Genomic DNA, 16,323 nt, shown 5'->3' with positions numbered 1-16,323 from the left:
GGGGCCTTGGTTGGGACCGGCGCGTGCACGCCGCTCAGCCTCGCGCCCGCTGGGTGACGGCGATGCACACGAGTACCGCCGCGGCCGTCAGCGGCGCGGCCACCGTCAGGTGCTCGCCCAGCAGCAGCACCGACCACACCAGTGTGAGCAGGGGCTGGGCCAACTGCAACTGGCTGGCCTTCGGGATGCCGATGGCCGCCATGCCCCGGTACCAGACGACCAGGCCGAGGAACTGCGAGCCCGCCGCGACCCACAGCAGCCCGGCCACGCTGTGCGCGGTCAACCGCACGGGTTCGTACGACAGCGCCAGCGCGGCGGCCGGCACGCTCAGCGGCAGGCACAGCACCAGCGCCCAGCCGATGACCTGCCAGCCCGGCATGACCCGGGCGAGCCGGCCGCCCTCGGTGTAGCCGGCCGCGCATACCAGCAGCGCGGCGAACAGATAGAGGTCGGCGGTCGTCAGCGCACCGCCGCTCTGCTGCACCGTGAAGGCGACGACGGCCGCCGCACCCGCGAGGGCCGCCGTCCAGAAGGTGCGGGAGGGGCGGGTGCCCATGCGCAGGGCGGAGAACAGCGCGGTCGTGAGCGGGAGCAGGCCCACCACGACGGCCGCGTGCGCGGTGGTCGAGGTCTGCAGGGCGAGGGTGGTGAGCAGCGGGAAGCCGACGACGACACCCGCGCCGACGACCGCGAGTCCCGCCACGTGCCGTCGGTCCGGCGGCGAAACGCGCAGGGCCAGCAGACACGTGCCCGCGATCAGGGCCGCCAGAACACTGCGCACGGCCACCAGGGACCAGGGTCCGAAGCCCTCCAGGCCCCAGGCGGTGGCGGGGAAGGTGAGGGAGAAGGCGGTGACGCCGAGGGCGGCCTGGAGCGTGCCGGTGCCGGCTGTCGTCCCGGGCGGGGTGGCGACCGCTATCCGCTGTGAGGCAGTAGCGCTATCCTGTGCTGTCATGCAAGAGCGTAGCAGTGTGGGTGAACTGGCGAACCAGCTGCGACGGGAAATCAACCGCTACTCTCCTGGTGGAAAGCTCCCGTCGAGCCGGTCCCTCGTCGAACGGTTCCGGGTCAGCCCGGTGACCGTCTCGCGGGCCCTGGCCCAGCTGTCCGCCGAGGGCCTGGTGGTGACCAGGCCGGGAGCCGGCGCCTTCCGTGCGCAGCCGCGCGGCACGGCCGCTCCGGTCGGCGACACCTCGTGGCAGGAGGTCGCTCTCAGCGCGGACGGCGCCGCCGACCTCGTACCGCGTTCCGTCGACGCGTCCGGAGTCACGGTGTCGCTCGCCGCACCGCCGCCAGGAGTCGTCGAGTTCAACGGCGGCTATCTGCACCCGTCGTTGCAGCCCGAGCGGGCGATGGCGGCGGCCCTTTCCCGGGCCGGACGGCGCCCCGGCGCCTGGGGGCGGCCGCCGATGGAGGGGCTGCCGGAGCTGCGGGAGTGGTTCGCGCGCAGCATCGGGGGAGGGGTGACCGCCGCCGGGGTGCTCATCAGCGCGGGTGGCCAGTCCGCACTCACGACCGCGCTGCGCGCGCTCGCTCCGCCCGGAGCGCCGGTGCTCGTCGAATCGCCCACGTATCCGGGTATGCTGGCGATCGCACGGGCGGCGGGTCTGCGGCCCGTCCCGGTCCCGGTGGACGCGGACGGCGTGAAACCGGCCCTGCTCGCCGACGCGTTCCGGGCGACCGGCGCGCGCGTCTTCGTCTGCCAGCCCCTGTTCCAGAACCCGACCGGCGCCGTGCTCGCCCCCGAACGCCGCGGCGAGGTGCTCCGTATCGCGCGCGAGGCCGGCGCCTTCGTCGTCGAGGACGACTTCGTACGACGGCTCGTGCACGAGGACGCGGGACCGCTGCCGAGCCCCCTCGCGGCGGACGATCCCGACGGAGTCGTCGTCCACGTCTGCTCGCTCACCAAGGCGACCTCGCCCAGCTTCCGGGTGAGCGCGCTGGCCGCCCACGGCCCGGTTCTGGAACGGCTGCGCGCCATCCAGGTCGTCGACACCTTCTTCGTCCCCCGGCCGCTTCAGGAAGCGGCCCTCGAACTCGTCGGCTCGCCCGCCTGGCCGCGCCATCTCCGGGCCATCTCCACGGAGTTGAAGACCCGCCGCGACACGATGACGGCAGCCCTGCGCCTCGGCCTCCCCGAACTCTCCCTCCCGCACATCCCGTCCGGCGGCTACCACCTGTGGCTGCGCCTGCCCGACGGCACGGACGAAACCGCTCTGACGGCGGCGGCCCTGCGCGCGGGGGTCGCCCTCACGCCCGGCCGCCCGTACTTCAGCGCGGAATCCCCGGCACCGCACGTGCGGTTGAGCTTCGCGGCGGTGGCAGGGACACAGGAGATCACGGAGGGGGTACGGCGGCTGCGCACGGCCTGCGACGAGGTGCTCTAGCCGCGGGGCGGCGGAGCCGGGCCGGCTCGGGGAGAACCAGGAAAACCAGTCGACTCCCCGCCTGACGACCTGCGAGTCTCCCGCCATGACCGACACCCCCGGCCTCCCCGACGGCTACGAGATCTCCGCCGACCCCGATCGCATCGACACCGAGCGCGTGCACCGCTGGCTGTCCACCGACGCGTACTGGGCGATCGGGCGGACCCGGGAGAAGCATGCATCGGCGATGGCGGGTTCGCTGAACTTCGGGGTGTACGACTTGGTTTCCGGGGATCAGGTGGCGTATGCACGGATCATCACCGACCGGGCCACCTTCGCCTGGCTCTGCGACGTGTACGTCGACCCTTCCGTGCGCGGCAAGGGTGTCGGTACGGCGATGGTCGCGGCGGTCCGCGACCACCTGCGCCCGTACGGGCTGCGCCGCATCCTGCTCGCCACCCACGACGCCCACGGGGTGTACGAGAAGCTCGGTTTCCGGGAGCTGGCGAGGCCCGACCAGTGGATGGCGCTCGTCTCCGAGTGACGCGTGGGTGAGGTGTTTCAGGTGAGTTGTCCGCCAGGTCCTGACCTGGAAGTAAGGTTTCGGGCACCCTGGGTGACTCCTTGGTAACGCCCCTTGACCTGCGCACTTTCCCGACTGACGATCGCCGCATGCAACTACGGGTCACTTTCGTCGCCGCCGCGCGCAGCTCCCCGCTGCTCGCCGAGCGCTTCGAGGACGACCGTCCGCTCGACCAGGCCGGCTGGGACGAGGTGCAGCGTGTCGCGCACGACCTCATCCCGCTCGCGGCGGCCGAGCTGCGCTACTGCTCGCCCACGCCCCGCAGTCGCGCCACCGGTGACGCCCTCGGCTACGCGCCACTCGTCCAACTCGCCCTGCGGGACTGCGACATGGGCCGCTGGCGCGGGCTGACGCTCGGCGAGGCGATGGCCCGCGAGCCGGCCGCCGTGGACACCTGGCTGGGCGATCCGCGGGCCACCCCGCACGGCGGTGAGTCGCTGCTCGCCTTCGTCTCCCGGGTCGGGGGCTGGCTCGACACCAGGCCGGCCGAGGACGGCGGCCGAATCGTCGCCGTCGCCGAGCCGTCCGTCATCCGCGCGGCCCTCGTCTACGCTCTGAAGGCGCCGCCGTCGACGTACTGGAACATCGATGTGCGCCCCCTGTCGACGACCACCGTCACGGGCCACGCCGGCCGCTGGAACCTCCGCTTCGACGGGGTCCCGGTTCAGCCCTCACGCGCGTAGTCGGTCGTGAGCACGAGGTCCTTGGCGGGTCCGCCCACCCGCCACACCGACCGCCAGCGGTCCGCGTCCCGGACGGTGAACTCGCCGCGGTAGAGGTCCGCCGCGCAGGGGTGGTCGGCGACATGGTGCCCGGTGGTCAGGTCCAGGCCGTGGAAGGGGCGGCCGTCGGCGAAACGTACGTCCGCCCTGCCCGGTGAACTCCCCCGCAGGAAGCGCAGGGTTCGCTCGGCGGGCCGCGCGACGCCCAGCCAGGTGAAGGTGCCGGTCTCCTCGTGCAGCAGGCCGCCCTCCGGCAGCGGGCTGAAGACCGTGGTGCCCTCGAAGTGCCCCTCGTCCCCGCTCGCCAGATCGCGCACCGTGCGCCGCACGCGCCAGCGCCCGGCCAGATGGGCCAGCACGTCGGGCACGGGCCACGGCTCGCCCGTCATCGGCCCTTCTCGGTGAGGTCCGGCAGCGGTGCGTCCATGCCGTCGACCCTACGTCGTCCCCCGCGCGACCCTACGTCGTCCCTCGCGGGCCCCATTGACGTGCTCACGCCCCTCCCTTACCTTGCCGTCCGAAGTGCTGACCGCTGCCTGATATTTCGAACGATCGAGCCGTCGAGAACGACCCCCAAGAGCCGCGGAGTATCCATGTCACGCACCACCCGCAAGCGGCTGAGACTCGGCCTCGGAGCAAGCGCTTTCCTGCTCGCTGCCGGTCTCGTCCCGTCCCCGGCCCACGCCGAGGACGTCACCGACTACGCGATCACCGTCGACCCCGCCACCAAGGGCGCGAAGATCGACGACACGATGTACGGCGTCTTCTTCGAGGACATCAACCGCGCCGCCGACGGCGGCCTCTACGCCGAACTCGTGCAGAACCGGTCCTTCGAGTACTCCACCGACGACAACACCTCGTACACGCCGCTGACGGCGTGGTCAGTGTCAGGCAGTGGGCAGGTCGTGAACGACGACGGCCGGCTGAACGCCCGTAACCGCAACTACCTCTCCCTGGGCGCCGGTTCGTCCGTCACGAACTCCGGTTACAACACCGGCATTCGCGTCGAGGGCGGAAAGAGGTACGACTTCTCGGTGTGGGCCCGCGCCCAAAGCGGTACGGCGCTCACGGTCTCCCTCGGCGACACCGACGGCTCGCCGGCCACCGCCCGGCGGATTGCCGTGCGCAAGGGAGGCTGGGCGCGGTACAAGGTGAGCTTCACCGCCGCCCGCACCAGTTCCGACGGCCGCCTCACCGTGGCCTCCTCCGCCGCGGCCGCGCTCGACATGGTCTCCCTGTTCCCGCGCGACACCTACCGGCACGAGGCCAACGGCCTGCGAAAGGACCTCGCGGAGAAGGTCGCCGCGCTGCACCCCGGCTTCGTGCGCTTCCCGGGCGGCTGTCTGGTCAACACCGGCTCCATGGAGGACTACAGCGCCGCCTCCGGATACCAGCGCAAGCGCTCGTACCAGTGGAAGGACACCGTCGGCCCGGTCGAGACGCGCGCCACGAACTCCAACTTCTGGGGCTACAACCAGAGTTACGGCCTCGGCTACTACGAATACTTCCGCTTCGCCGAGGACATCGGCGCCATGCCGCTGCCCGTCGTGCCTGCCCTGGTCACCGGTTGCGGCCAGAACAAGGCCGTCGCCGACGACGCGCTGCTCAAGCGGCACGTCCAGGACACCCTGGACCTCATCGAGTTCGCCAACGGGCCGGTGACGAGCGAGTGGGGCGGCGAGCGCGCCCGGATGGGCCACCCCAAGCCCTTCCACCTCACCCACATCGAGGTCGGCAACGAGGAGAACCTCCCGAACGAGTTCTTCGCCCGCTTCCGGCAGTTCCGCGCCGCGATCCAGGCGAAGTACCCGCACATGCGGGTCATCTCCAACTCCGGCCCGGACGATTCCGGTTCGACCTTCGACACGGCCTGGAAGCTGAACAAGGACGCCAAGGTCGACATGGTCGACGAGCACTACTACAACAGCCCACGGTGGTTCCTGCAGAACAACGACCGCTACGACTCCTACGACAGGAGCGGGCCCAAGGTCTTCCTGGGCGAGTACGCCTCCGGGGGCAACGCCTTCAAGAACGGCCTCGCCGAGGCGGCGTACATGACCGGCCTGGAGCGCAACGCGGACGTCGTCCAACTCGCTTCGTACGCACCGCTGTTCGCCAACGAGGACTATGTGCAGTGGAGCCCGGACATGGTGTGGTTCAACAACCACGCCTCCTGGGGCTCGGCGAACTACGAGGTCCAGAAGCTGTTCATGAACAACGTCGGCGACCGGGTCGTCCCCTCCACGGCCACCGGCACGCCCGCACTGCTCACCCCGATCTCCGGCGCCGTCGGCCTGTCGACCTGGGACACCACCGCGGCGTACGACGACGTGAAGGTGACGGATGCCGACGGGAACACGCTGCTCACCGACGACTTCTCCGGTGACGCCTCGAAGTGGACGCACACCGGGGCCGGCAGCTGGAGCGTCCAGGACGGGCAGTACGTCCAGACCTCCGAGAACGCCGAGAACACCATGGTGTCGGCCGGCGATCCGTCCTGGCACGACTACGACCTGCGGGTGAAGGCCACCAAGAAGTCCGGCAGGGAGGGCTTCCTCGTCGCCTTCGGCGTCAAGGACACCGGCAACTACTACTGGTGGAACCTGGGTGGCTGGGGCAACACCCAGTCCGCCGTCGAGCAGGCCGTGGACGGCGGCAAGTCGACGCTCCTCTCCAAGGCGGGGTCGGTCGAGACCGGCCGTGCCTACGACGTCCACGTCAAGGTGCGCGGCCGTCAGGTGACCCTGTACCTCGACGGTCAGGAGTGGGGCAGCTTCACGGACGACAAGCCGGCCGAGCCGTTCCGCCAGGTCGTCACCGAGGACCACAAGACCGGTGACCTGATCGTCAAGGTCGTCAACGCCCAGTCCTCGGCGGCCCGCACGACGATCGACCTCGGCGGTGCGAAGGTCGCGTCGACGGCCAGGGTGACCACGCTGGCCGCCGCGCCCGACGCGGTGAACAGCGAGACGAGCAGGGCCGTCGCGCCGACGGCGTCCACCTTCTCGGGGGTCGCCGACAGGTTCACCTACACCTTCCGGGCGAACTCGATCACCTTCCTGCGGCTCAGGCAGAGGTAGTCGCCGACGCCGTGTCCGCGGGCTGCTGTCCGAGCGGCAGCAGCCCGCGCTCGGCGAACACCTTCTTCGCGGCGAAGGTCGCGTTCAGGGCCTTGGGCATGCCGCAGTACACCGCGGAGTGCGTCAGCGCCTCGACGATCTGCTCGGGAGTGAGGCCCACGTTCAGGGCCGCGTTGACGTGCACGTCGAGCTGGGCCTCGCAGCCGCCGAGCGCCGTGAGCATGCCCAGCGTCACCAGTTGCCGGTCGCGCGGGGCGAGTGCGGGGCGGTCGTAGATCTCGCCGAAGGCCCACGCGACGACCTGGTGGCCGATCTCGGGGTTGATGTCGGCGAGCGACTCGATGACCCGCTCCCCGGCCTCGCCGTCGATCCTCTTCAGGACCTCCAGGCCGTGGGCGAAACGCTCCGCGCGGGTGGTGCTCTCGCTCATGTCAGTCTTCCGTTTCCGGCTGCTCGTCCATCGTGCCGAGAAGCCGTTCGTAGTGGTCGATCTTGTCGTCCAGCGCACGGGCGTTGCGGCGCAACGCCCTGATGCGGTCCGCCAGTTCGGCGCGGTGCTCATGGAGCATCGCCAGCCGGTCGGCGACCGAGACATCCCCCTTCGCCCGCAGCTGCGCATACCGCTGCATGTCGGCGATCGACATGCCGGTCTCGCGCAGCCGCAGCACGAACTCCAGCCAGGCCAGGTCGGCCGGGTCGTAGCGGCGCTGGTTGCCGGTGGTCCGGCCGACCCGCTCGATCAGGCCGGCCTTCTCGTAGTAGCGCAGCGTGTCGTGCGAGAGGCCGGTGCGCTCTACCACCTCGGCGATGGTCAGGGTCGGCTCCCGGTCCTGCGGGAGGGGGTGTCCGCTGGTCATGACGTAAACCGTAGAACCTGGAGCGCACTCCAGGTCAAGCTGTCCCCGGCCGGGGTCTCCACCGTCTGCACGGCGTGATGAGTTCACCGTTAAATTACCTATCCGGAAATTTCTGTTTCCCAGATGTTCACCATTTAATTCTCGTGGGCCCGTGGATTCATTCGGAACAAGCTGTGTCACTTTCCCCGTGCGGCACAACCGATCGGAAACTCGGGCCGTCTTAGTCGGCGAATCAATTACCTGCGGGGAGTAACAAGGAATGGATCGCTCGACCCTGTCCAAAGCCGTTTCGGGCGGCCATTTCTCGCCGAAGAAGGCGGCGGCCCTGCTCGCCGCGACGCTCACGGTCGCCGTGTTCTGTGCCGCGGACACCATCGCCCGCAGCTACCCCTTCGGTCCCCGCACCCGCAGCGTCAACGACCTCGGCAATCAGTACGTGCCCTTCCACGCCCACCTGTGGGATCTGCTGCACGGCAGGGCCGACGGCGGCCTGTTCGTCAACTGGCAGTCCGGCTTCGGCTCCAGCTTCCTGCCCGACCTCGGCACCTATCTCAGCAGCCCGTTCGCCCTGCTCGTCGTGGTGTTCCCGCGGGACGAGATCGACCTCGCGGTGTATGTGATCACCGTGCTGAAGACGGCGTCCGCCGGCGCGGCCATGGCCTGGCTGCTGCTGAGCCTGCGCCCCGGCCGCTGGTGGGGGGCCGGGCTGCTGGGAGCGTCGTACGCGATGTGCGGCTGGAGCGTCGCGGTCGCCTCGTACAACCCGATGTGGCTCGACGGCCTGGTCGCCCTGCCGCTGCTGTGCCTGGTCGGCGAGTGGGCGATGCAGCGCCGGCGCCCGCTGCTCGGCGTGCTGATCGTGGCCCTTGCCTGGATCGCCAACTTCTACACCGCGTACATGGCCACCCTCGCTGCCGGGCTCGTGCTGCTGCTCCGGCTGTGGCTCTCCGGTGTTGCGGGCCGGCGGCGGCTGGAGACGGTGGGCCGTGCCGCAGTCACCGTCGCGCTGGGCGTGGGCCTGGCCGCCCCGCTGGTGATCGTCGTGTACTTCGGCACCAAGCACGCCCATCCCGGCAGGGTCGTCCAGTTCAAGGCGGTGTCGACGCAGGACCTGCTGGCGCGGCTGCTGCCGACGTCGTACAGCTTCAACAGTCCGGCCGTCTACGTCGGCACCGCCGCGCTGCTGCTCGCTCTCTCCCTGCCCTTCCACCGGGCCGTTCCGCGGCAGGTGCGCGCCGGATGGACGCTGCTGGTCGCCGCGGTCGCCCTGTCACTGCAGTGGGGGCCGACGCACCTGGTCTGGCACGCCTTCGCCACACCACAAGGCAGTGCCTACCGTCAGGCCTTCGTGCTGTGCGCACTTCTGGTGATCGCCGCATGGCAGGCGCTCTCGTACGGTCCGCCCGACCGGCGTGCCCTCGGCGTGGCCGGCGCGTTGCTCGTGCTGATCAGCGCCGTCGCGAGCCGGAGCACGCTCGTGCGCCCCGTCGGCTGGGGAGTGCTGCTGCTCGCCGTCATCGGCTCGGTCGGCGGACTGGCGCTGCTGCGGCACACGGACGCGGACGGGTCGGCGGGTCCCGCGTCGACCGGCCGGCGCCGTACCGTCCTGGCCGGGCTCGCCCTGGCACTGCTGTTCGGCGGGCAGTTCGGCGAGACGGCCGCCACCTCCGCCGTCGCCACCCGGCTCCGCCTCGGCCAGATGGACGACTACGCGCCCTGGGGGGCCCGGCAGCAGGCACAGGCTGAGGAGATCGCGCAGGCCGACGGCTGGCCCCGGTACCGCACCGACCCGGGCCGAGAGCAGACCGTGGGCAACGACCCGATGCTGGTCGGCGGCCAGGGGGCCCAGTACTACAGCAGCCTCACCGCCGACGTCCTCAGCCGTACGCTCACCGCAGTCGGCGGCGGCTACACCTCACGGGGCCGCAGCGTGCAGAGCCTCGACAACGACGTCACGGACGCGGTCCTCTCCGTCGGCGCCCGCGTGCACTCGCCGCCGGACCCGCACCAGAACTGGTTCCCGCAGGACGGCACGGGGCCGACCGTGTCCCGCGAGGACGTACCGCCGCTGGTCACCGTGCGACCGTCCGGCGTCTCCTCGGCCGCCTTCGGTCCCTCGCCGTTCCGCAACCAGGAACTCCTGCTCGGCACGCGCGTGTACACCGTGCCCCGCACGACAGTGCTGACCTCACACGGCAGGCCGCCGCAGACCGGCGACCCCGCCGAGCTCGGGCTGGTCATCGGCGTGCCCACGCCTGACAGCACGCAAAAGCCCACGATCTCCGCCCAGTGCCCGGCCGGCGACGAGGTCTACCTGTGGGCGCCGCATTTCTCGGGCACGGCCCGCATGACGAGCGGTCCGACCGGGCGGTTCAGGTCCGACATCGGCACCAAGATCGCGCCCATGCAGCGGCTGGGCACGGTCCCGGCCTCCGGACGCGTCCGCATCGAACTCGACCCCAACCGCACGAGCCGCGTCCCCGGCGGCGCGGTCGGCTGCCTGGACACCACCCGGCTGCACGACGCCGTCGAGCGGCTCAGGTCCACCGGCGCCACCCGCGTCACCGTCTCCGGCAGCACGATCCGGGCCGAACTCCCGGCGGGCAGCAGGGGAACCGCGGTCGTGGCGGCGCCGCGCATCGCGGGCTGGCGCTGCGCCGCGGGCGACGCAGACGCCGTACCGGCGGGGGAGTTCCACGGTCTGATCGCCGTGCCCGTCGACTCCTCCGCGACCAGCGTCTCGTGCACCTTCCACCCGCCCGGCCTGCGCCTGGGCGCCGCGGTCGGGGCCGCATCACTGCTGGCGCTGATCCTGCTCGGCGCCTTCACCGCCGTACGCCGACGGCGTGCCGCACCGCCGTCGGCTCCACCGACCACGACCACCAGCCCGCGCGAGCCCGTGACCAGGGCTCTCTGACCGCGTCCCCAGGGGGAAACCATGCTCATATCGATCGTCGCACCCTGCTACGACGAGGAAGACGTCATAGAACGCTTCCACGACCAGGTCCAGAAGGTCGCGGAGGAACTGCTGCCGCTGGGCCACGACATGGAGTTCGTGTACGTCGACGACGGCAGCCGCGACCGTACGCTCCCCGCCCTGGAGCGACTGGCCGAGCGCGACGCGCGCGTGCGGTACGTCTCCTTCAGCCGCAACTTCGGCAAGGAGGCGGCACTGCTGGCCGGTCTGCGCCATGCCACGGGAGACTCCGTGGTCGTCATGGACGCGGACCTGCAGCACCCGCCGGAGCTGATCAAGCGCATGGTGGACCTGCGCGCGGACGGCTACGACCAGGTCATCGCCAAGCGCACCAGGGCCGGCGACAGCGTGACCCGCACCGTCACCGCCCGCCTCTACTACCGGCTCGTCAACCGCCTCGTCGACGTGGAACTCGTCGACGGCGTGGGGGACTTCAGGCTGATGTCGCGCCGCGTGGTGGACGCGATCCTGGACCTCTCCGAGTACAACCGCTTCTCCAAGGGCCTGTTCGCGTGGGTGGGCTTCCCGAGCACCACCTTCGAGTACGAGAACGCCGTGCGCGAGGCCGGCCGCAGCTCCTGGACCTTCCGCGGCCTGCTCAACTACGGGCTCGACGGGCTGCTCTCCTTCAACAACAGGCCGCTGCGCGCCGCCCTCCACCTCGGCATGGGCCTGCTGCTGTGCGCCGGGCTGTACACGGCGTGGATCGTGGGCGCCGCGCTGGTCAACGGCGTACAGACACCCGGCTATGTCACGATCATCACGGCCGTCACCGGCGTCGCCGGAGTGCAGATGATCATGCTCGGGGTCATCGGCGAGTACACCGGCCGTATCTACTACGAGGTGAAGCGGCGCCCGCACTTCCTGGTGAAGGCGACCAACGTGAAACGGACGGAGGGCCGGACCGCGTGCGACACGACGAAGGATCTCATCCCCTGATATCGAGGCAGATGCTGACCTTCGCCGTCATCGGCGTCGTCAACACCGGCACGTATTACGCTGCTTACCTGCTGCTCCTCCCTCGTTTCCCGTACCTTGTCGCCCATATTCTCGCGACCGTGATCAGCATGACCGGATCGTTTTTCCTCAATGCTCGATTCACGTATCGGACGCGCCCGACCCTGCGTAAATTCCTGCTGTTTCCCCTGACGAACGCGGCGAATTTCGTGGTCACGACCGCGGGTGCCTATGTGCTGGTCGACCTCCTGCACCTCAGCAGCCGGTACGCCCCCCTGCTCGCGTCCCTGGGAGCGATCCCGGTGACGTTCGTGGTGTCCCGCTGGATCATGCTTCCCAAGGCGGAGACCGCTGGGATTGCATAAACGTGCAGCGATACGTATAGTCATGCCATCCAGGAGGAGGATGACATGGCGGTACGTGCGGCAGTGGCCGGAGCGAGCGGGTACGCGGGCGGAGAGCTCCTGCGTCTGCTCCTGGCGCACCCCGAGATCGAGATCGGGGCCCTGACCGGCAACTCCAACGCGGGCCAGCGGCTCGGCGCGCTCCAGCCGCACCTGCTGCCCCTGGCCGACCGGGTGCTGGCGGAAACCACCGCCGAGGTCCTCGCGGGCCACGACGTCGTCTTCCTCGCCCTGCCCCACGGTCAGTCCGCGGCCGTCGCCGAGCAGCTCGGCCCCGACGTCCTCGTGGTCGACATGGGCGCCGACTTCCGGCTCAAGGAGGCCGGCGACTGGGAGAGGTTCTACAGCTCCCCGCACGCCGGGACCTGGCCGTACGGCCTCCCCGAACTCCCGGGTGCCCGCGCCCGGCTTGCGGGGTCCAAGCGCGTCGCGGTACCCGGTTGCTACCCGACGGCCGTCTCTCTGGCCCTCTTCCCGGCCTACGCGGCGGGACTGGCCGAGAACGAGGCCGTGATCGTCGCCGCCTCCGGCACCTCCGGCGCCGGCAAGACGCCCAAGGCCCACCTGCTCGGCAGCGAGGTCATGGGTTCCATGACGCCGTACGGCGTGGGCGGTGGCCACCGGCACACGCCCGAGATGATCCAGAACCTCAGCGCGGCGGCCGGTGAGACCGTGAGCGTCTCCTTCACGCCGACCCTCGCGCCGATGCCCCGCGGCATCCTCGCCACCTGCAGCGCGAAGGCCAGGCCCGGTGTCACGGCCGAGTCCGTCCGCGCCGCCTACGAGAAGGCCCTCGCCGACGAGCCCTTCGTACACCTGCTGCCCGAGGGCCAGTGGCCCGCCACGGCGTCCGTCCACGGTTCCAACGCCGTTCACATACAGGTCGCGTTCGACGAGGCCGCGGGCCGCATCATCGCGATCAGCGCCATCGACAACCTGACCAAGGGCACCGCGGGCGGTGCCGTCCAGAGCATGAACCTCGCCCTCGGACTCGACGAGTCCACGGGGCTTTCCACGATCGGAGTCGCACCGTGAGCGACGCACGTGCAGCCACCGGGCTGCAGACGACGACGATGGCCGCACCGCTGCGCTGCACGGGCGGAGAAGCGAACAAGGAGACACCGTGAGCGTCACGGCAGCCAAGGGATTCCGGGCTGCGGGCATCGCCGCCGGAATCAAGGAGAACGGCAACCCGGACCTGGCCCTCGTGGTCAACGACGGTCCGCGCCGCACCGCCGCGGGCGTCTTCACCTCCAACCGTGTGAAGGCCGCACCCGTGCTGTGGTCCGAGCAGGTCCTCAACGGCGGACAGGTGTCCGCCGTCGTCCTCAACTCCGGTGGCGCCAACGCCTGTACGGGTCCGAAGGGCTTCCAGGACACGCACGCCACGGCGGAGAAGGTCGCCGAGGTCCTCGGCCGCGGCGCCATCGAGGTCGCCGTCTGCTCGACCGGCCTCATCGGCGTCCTGCTCCCGATGGACAAGCTGCTCCCGGGAGTCGAGACGGTCGCCGGGCAGCTGTCCGAGCACGGTGGTGAGAAGGCGGCCATCGCCATCAAGACCACCGACACCGTCCACAAGACGTCCGTCGTGACCAAGGACGGCTGGACGGTCGGCGGCATGGCGAAGGGCGCCGGCATGCTCGCGCCCGGCCTCGCCACCATGCTCGTCGTCCTCACCACCGACGCCGTCCTCGACGACGACGTACTGGACAAGGCGCTCCGGGCGGCGACGCGCACCACTTTCGACCGTGTCGACTCCGACGGGTGCATGTCGACCAACGACACCGTGCTGCTGCTCGCCTCCGGAGCCGCCGAAGTCACCCCGGAACACGAGGAGTTCGCCGAGGCCGTGCGTGCCGTCTGCGACGACCTCGGCCAGCAGCTGATCCGCGACGCCGAGGGCGCCAGCAAGGACATCAAGATCGAGGTGGTGGGCGCCGCGACCGAGGACGACGCCGTCGAGGTGGGCCGCTCCATCGCCCGCAACAACCTCCTCAAGTGCGCCCTCCACGGCGAGGACCCCAACTGGGGACGTGTCCTCTCGGCGATCGGCACGACACAGGCCGCCTTCGAGCCGGACCAGTTGAACGTCGCCATCAACGGAGTGTGGGTCTGCAAGAACGGCGGCGTCGGCGAGGACCGCGACAAGGTCGACATGCGCTACCGCGAGGTGCACATCGTCGCCGACCTCGCCGCCGGGTCCGAGACCGCCACCATCTGGACCAACGACCTCACCGCCGACTACGTCCACGAGAACAGCGCCTACTCCTCATGAGCAACGTGACCCGCAAGCACACCGCGCTGCCCAAGGCCCAGATCCTCATCGAGGCGCTGCCCTGGCTGGTCAGGCACAACGGCAAGACGGTCGTCATCAAGTTCGGCGGCAACGCCATGATCGACGAGGACCTGAAGGCCGCCTTCGCCCAGGACGTCGTCTTCCTGCACCACGCCGGCCTCAAGCCGGTCGTCGTGCACGGCGGCGGCCCGCAGATCAGCGCGGCCCTCGACCAGCACGGCATCGTCAGCGAGTTCAAGGCCGGCCTGCGCGTCACCACCGAGGACGCCATGGACGTCGTACGGATGGTGCTGGCGGGCCGGGTCCAGCGCGAGCTGGTCGGGCTGCTCAACCAACACGGCCCGCTCGCCGTCGGGTTGACGGGCGAGGACGCGCACACCATCACCGCCACCAAGCACCAGCCCGAGATCGACGGCGAGTTGGTCGACATCGGGCGGGTGGGCGAGATCACCGAGATCGACACGGGCGTGATCGAGGCACTGCTCGCCGACGGCCGTATCCCGGTCGTCTCGTCGATCGCCCGTAGCCAGGACGACGGACATGTCTACAACGTCAATGCTGATACGGCGGCTGCGGCACTCGCTGCTGCGCTGGGCGCCGAAACCCTCATGGTCCTCACGGACGTCGAGGGTCTCTATGAGGACTGGCCGCACAGCGACGAGGTGATCAGCCGCCTCACGGCTTCCCAACTGGAGAAGCTGCTGCCGGACCTGAGTTCCGGCATGGTGCCGAAGATGGAGGGCTGCCTGCACGCCGTTCGCAACGGCGTCACCACCGCCCGGGTCATCGACGGCCGGGTCCAGCACTCGATCCTGCTGGAGATCTTCACCGACGAGGGCATCGGCACGATGGTCGTGCCCGACGAGCAACAGGGGGATGCCGTATGACCGCCCATCAGGAGTACGCCCAGCGGTGGCAGGGCGCGCTGATGAACAACTACGGCACCCCGCTGCTTCCCCTCGTGCGCGGCGCGGGCACCAAGGTGTGGGACGCCGACGGCAAGGAGTACCTCGACTTCGTCGGCGGTATCGCGGTCAACGCGCTCGGCCACGCCCACCCGGCGATCGTCGAGGCCGTCAGCCGGCAGATCGGCTCCCTGGGCCACATCTCCAACTTCTTCATGGCCGACCCGACCGTGACGCTCGCCGAGCGGCTGCTCCAGCTCTTCGGCCGGGACGGCAGGGTCTTCTTCTGCAACTCGGGCGCCGAGGCCAACGAGGCCGCCTTCAAGATCGGCCGGCTGACCGGGCGGACCCACGTCGTCGCCACCGAGGGCGCCTTCCACGGGCGCACCATGGGCGCCCTCGCGATGACCGGCCAGCAGGGCAAGCGGGAGCCGTTCCTGCCGCTGCCCGGCGAGGTCACGCACGTGCCGTTCGGCGACGCGCAGGCCCTCGCGGCCGCGGTCACCGACCGGACCGCGCTCGTCATCCTGGAGCCGATCCAGGGCGAGCTCGGCGTCGTCACCCCGCCGCCCGGCTACCTCAAGGCCGCCCGCGCGATCACGGCCGCCACCGGTGCGCTGCTGGTCCTGGACGAGGTGCAGACCGGAATCGGCCGTACCGGGAACTGGTTCGAGTACCAGGCCCACGAGGGCGTGCTGCCCGACGTCGTCACCCTCGCCAAGGGCCTCGGCGGCGGACTGCCGCTCGGCGCCACGGTCGCCTTCGGCCGGGCCGCCGAACTGCTGCAGCCCGGGCACCACGGCACCACCTTCGGCGGCAACCCGGTGGCCTGCGCCGCCGGCCTCGCCGTCCTCGACACCATCGAGAACGAGGGGTTGCTGGAGAACGTCAAGCGGCAGAGCGAGAGGTTGCGGGACGGAATCGAGTCACTCGGCCATCCGTCGATCGCTCATGTCCGGGGCGCGGGCCTCCTCCTGGGTATCGTGCTCACCGAGCCGCTCGCGCCCAAGGCGCGCCAGACGGCTCAGGAGGCCGGATTCCTGGTGAACGCGCCCGCGCCCGACGTCGTACGGCTGATGCCGCCGCTGAATCTCGGCGACGACGAGGTGGACGCGTTCCTCCGGGCACTTCCCGGCGTCCTGGACCTTGCACACGGGGACGGATCCGGAGAATGAG

General features: G+C 70.4%; 15 protein-coding genes. 11 read left to right on the top strand and 4 right to left on the bottom strand.

Features of this window, described 5'->3' with window-relative positions; genetic code table 11:
* Window positions 1-34: 34 nt before the first annotated feature.
* Window positions 35-955 carry a DMT family transporter gene (locus OG870_RS09175; RefSeq protein ID WP_266510969.1) on the bottom strand — a complete coding sequence of 307 codons (921 nt, stop codon included), beginning with the start codon at window positions 953-955 and terminating at the stop codon, window positions 35-37.
* Between OG870_RS09175 and OG870_RS09170 the strand changes: the two genes are divergently transcribed.
* From OG870_RS09170 to OG870_RS09160, 3 genes are all read left to right on the top strand, one after another.
* The gene (locus tag OG870_RS09170) at window positions 954-2,387 is read left to right on the top strand and encodes an aminotransferase-like domain-containing protein (protein WP_327690807.1); all 1,434 of its coding nucleotides are present in this window, start codon (window positions 954-956) and stop codon (window positions 2,385-2,387) included. The two genes, OG870_RS09175 and OG870_RS09170, sit on opposite strands and share 2 nt — an antisense overlap.
* 85 nt (window positions 2,388-2,472) lie before the next feature.
* Window positions 2,473-2,910 (top strand): GNAT family N-acetyltransferase, encoded by a 438-nt coding sequence (locus tag OG870_RS09165; RefSeq protein ID WP_327690806.1) that lies wholly within the window; start codon window positions 2,473-2,475, stop codon window positions 2,908-2,910.
* A gap of 128 nt (window positions 2,911-3,038) precedes the next feature.
* Entirely contained in the window at window positions 3,039-3,632 is a 594-nt protein-coding gene (locus OG870_RS09160) for a histidine phosphatase family protein (protein ID WP_266510961.1), read from the top strand.
* Here OG870_RS09160 and OG870_RS09155 read toward each other — a convergent pair.
* Window positions 3,614-4,060 carry a DUF6314 family protein gene (locus tag OG870_RS09155; RefSeq protein ID WP_327690805.1) on the bottom strand — a complete coding sequence of 149 codons (447 nt, stop codon included), beginning with the start codon at window positions 4,058-4,060 and terminating at the stop codon, window positions 3,614-3,616. The genes OG870_RS09160 and OG870_RS09155 overlap by 19 nt on opposite strands.
* Before the next feature lie 204 nt (window positions 4,061-4,264).
* Here OG870_RS09155 and OG870_RS09150 point away from each other — a divergent pair, with 204 nt between their 5' ends.
* On the top strand, window positions 4,265-6,751 hold the full coding sequence (locus tag OG870_RS09150; RefSeq protein WP_266585922.1) for an alpha-L-arabinofuranosidase C-terminal domain-containing protein: 2,487 nt from the start codon (window positions 4,265-4,267) through the stop codon (window positions 6,749-6,751).
* On the opposite strand, the gene OG870_RS09145 is transcribed toward OG870_RS09150, so the two are convergent.
* Window positions 6,738-7,181, bottom strand: coding sequence for a carboxymuconolactone decarboxylase family protein (locus tag OG870_RS09145; RefSeq protein ID WP_266510955.1), 444 nt, complete (start codon window positions 7,179-7,181; stop codon window positions 6,738-6,740). The genes OG870_RS09150 and OG870_RS09145 overlap by 14 nt on opposite strands.
* A 1-nt stretch (window position 7,182) precedes the next feature.
* A complete protein-coding gene (locus tag OG870_RS09140; RefSeq protein ID WP_266510952.1) occupies window positions 7,183-7,608 on the bottom strand; it encodes a MerR family transcriptional regulator in 426 nt (141 codons plus the stop codon).
* Window positions 7,609-7,867: 259 nt separating this feature from the next.
* On the opposite strand from OG870_RS09140, the gene OG870_RS09135 reads away from it, so the two are divergent.
* From OG870_RS09135 to OG870_RS09105, 7 genes are all read left to right on the top strand, one after another.
* Entirely contained in the window at window positions 7,868-10,525 is a 2,658-nt protein-coding gene (locus OG870_RS09135; protein WP_266923489.1) for a YfhO family protein, read from the top strand.
* A 21-nt stretch (window positions 10,526-10,546) separates the two neighbouring features.
* Entirely contained in the window at window positions 10,547-11,524 is a 978-nt protein-coding gene (locus OG870_RS09130; protein ID WP_327690803.1) for a glycosyltransferase family 2 protein, read from the top strand.
* An 11-nt stretch (window positions 11,525-11,535) separates the two neighbouring features.
* Window positions 11,536-11,907, top strand: coding sequence for a GtrA family protein (locus tag OG870_RS09125; RefSeq protein WP_266510944.1), 372 nt, complete (start codon window positions 11,536-11,538; stop codon window positions 11,905-11,907).
* A 45-nt stretch (window positions 11,908-11,952) separates the two neighbouring features.
* Entirely contained in the window at window positions 11,953-12,981 is a 1,029-nt protein-coding gene (argC, locus tag OG870_RS09120; RefSeq protein ID WP_327666722.1) for an N-acetyl-gamma-glutamyl-phosphate reductase, read from the top strand.
* 88 nt (window positions 12,982-13,069) lie between these two features.
* Window positions 13,070-14,221, top strand: coding sequence for a bifunctional glutamate N-acetyltransferase/amino-acid acetyltransferase ArgJ (argJ, locus tag OG870_RS09115; RefSeq protein WP_327690802.1), 1,152 nt, complete (start codon window positions 13,070-13,072; stop codon window positions 14,219-14,221).
* Complete coding sequence (gene argB / locus OG870_RS09110) at window positions 14,218-15,129, top strand: acetylglutamate kinase (RefSeq protein ID WP_266510938.1); 912 nt, start codon at window positions 14,218-14,220, stop codon at window positions 15,127-15,129. Before argJ ends, argB begins: the two co-directional genes overlap by 4 nt.
* Window positions 15,126-16,322, top strand: coding sequence for an acetylornithine transaminase (locus tag OG870_RS09105; RefSeq protein WP_266510936.1), 1,197 nt, complete (start codon window positions 15,126-15,128; stop codon window positions 16,320-16,322). The genes argB and OG870_RS09105 overlap by 4 nt, the downstream gene beginning before the upstream one ends.
* Window position 16,323 lies beyond the last annotated feature (1 nt).

The organism is Streptomyces sp. NBC_00461, from assembly GCF_036013935.1.
Taxonomy (GTDB): Bacteria; Actinomycetota; Actinomycetes; order Streptomycetales; family Streptomycetaceae; genus Streptomyces.
Note: the sequence above shows the minus strand (reverse complement) of the source record. Positions and strands in the feature narration are given on the sequence as shown.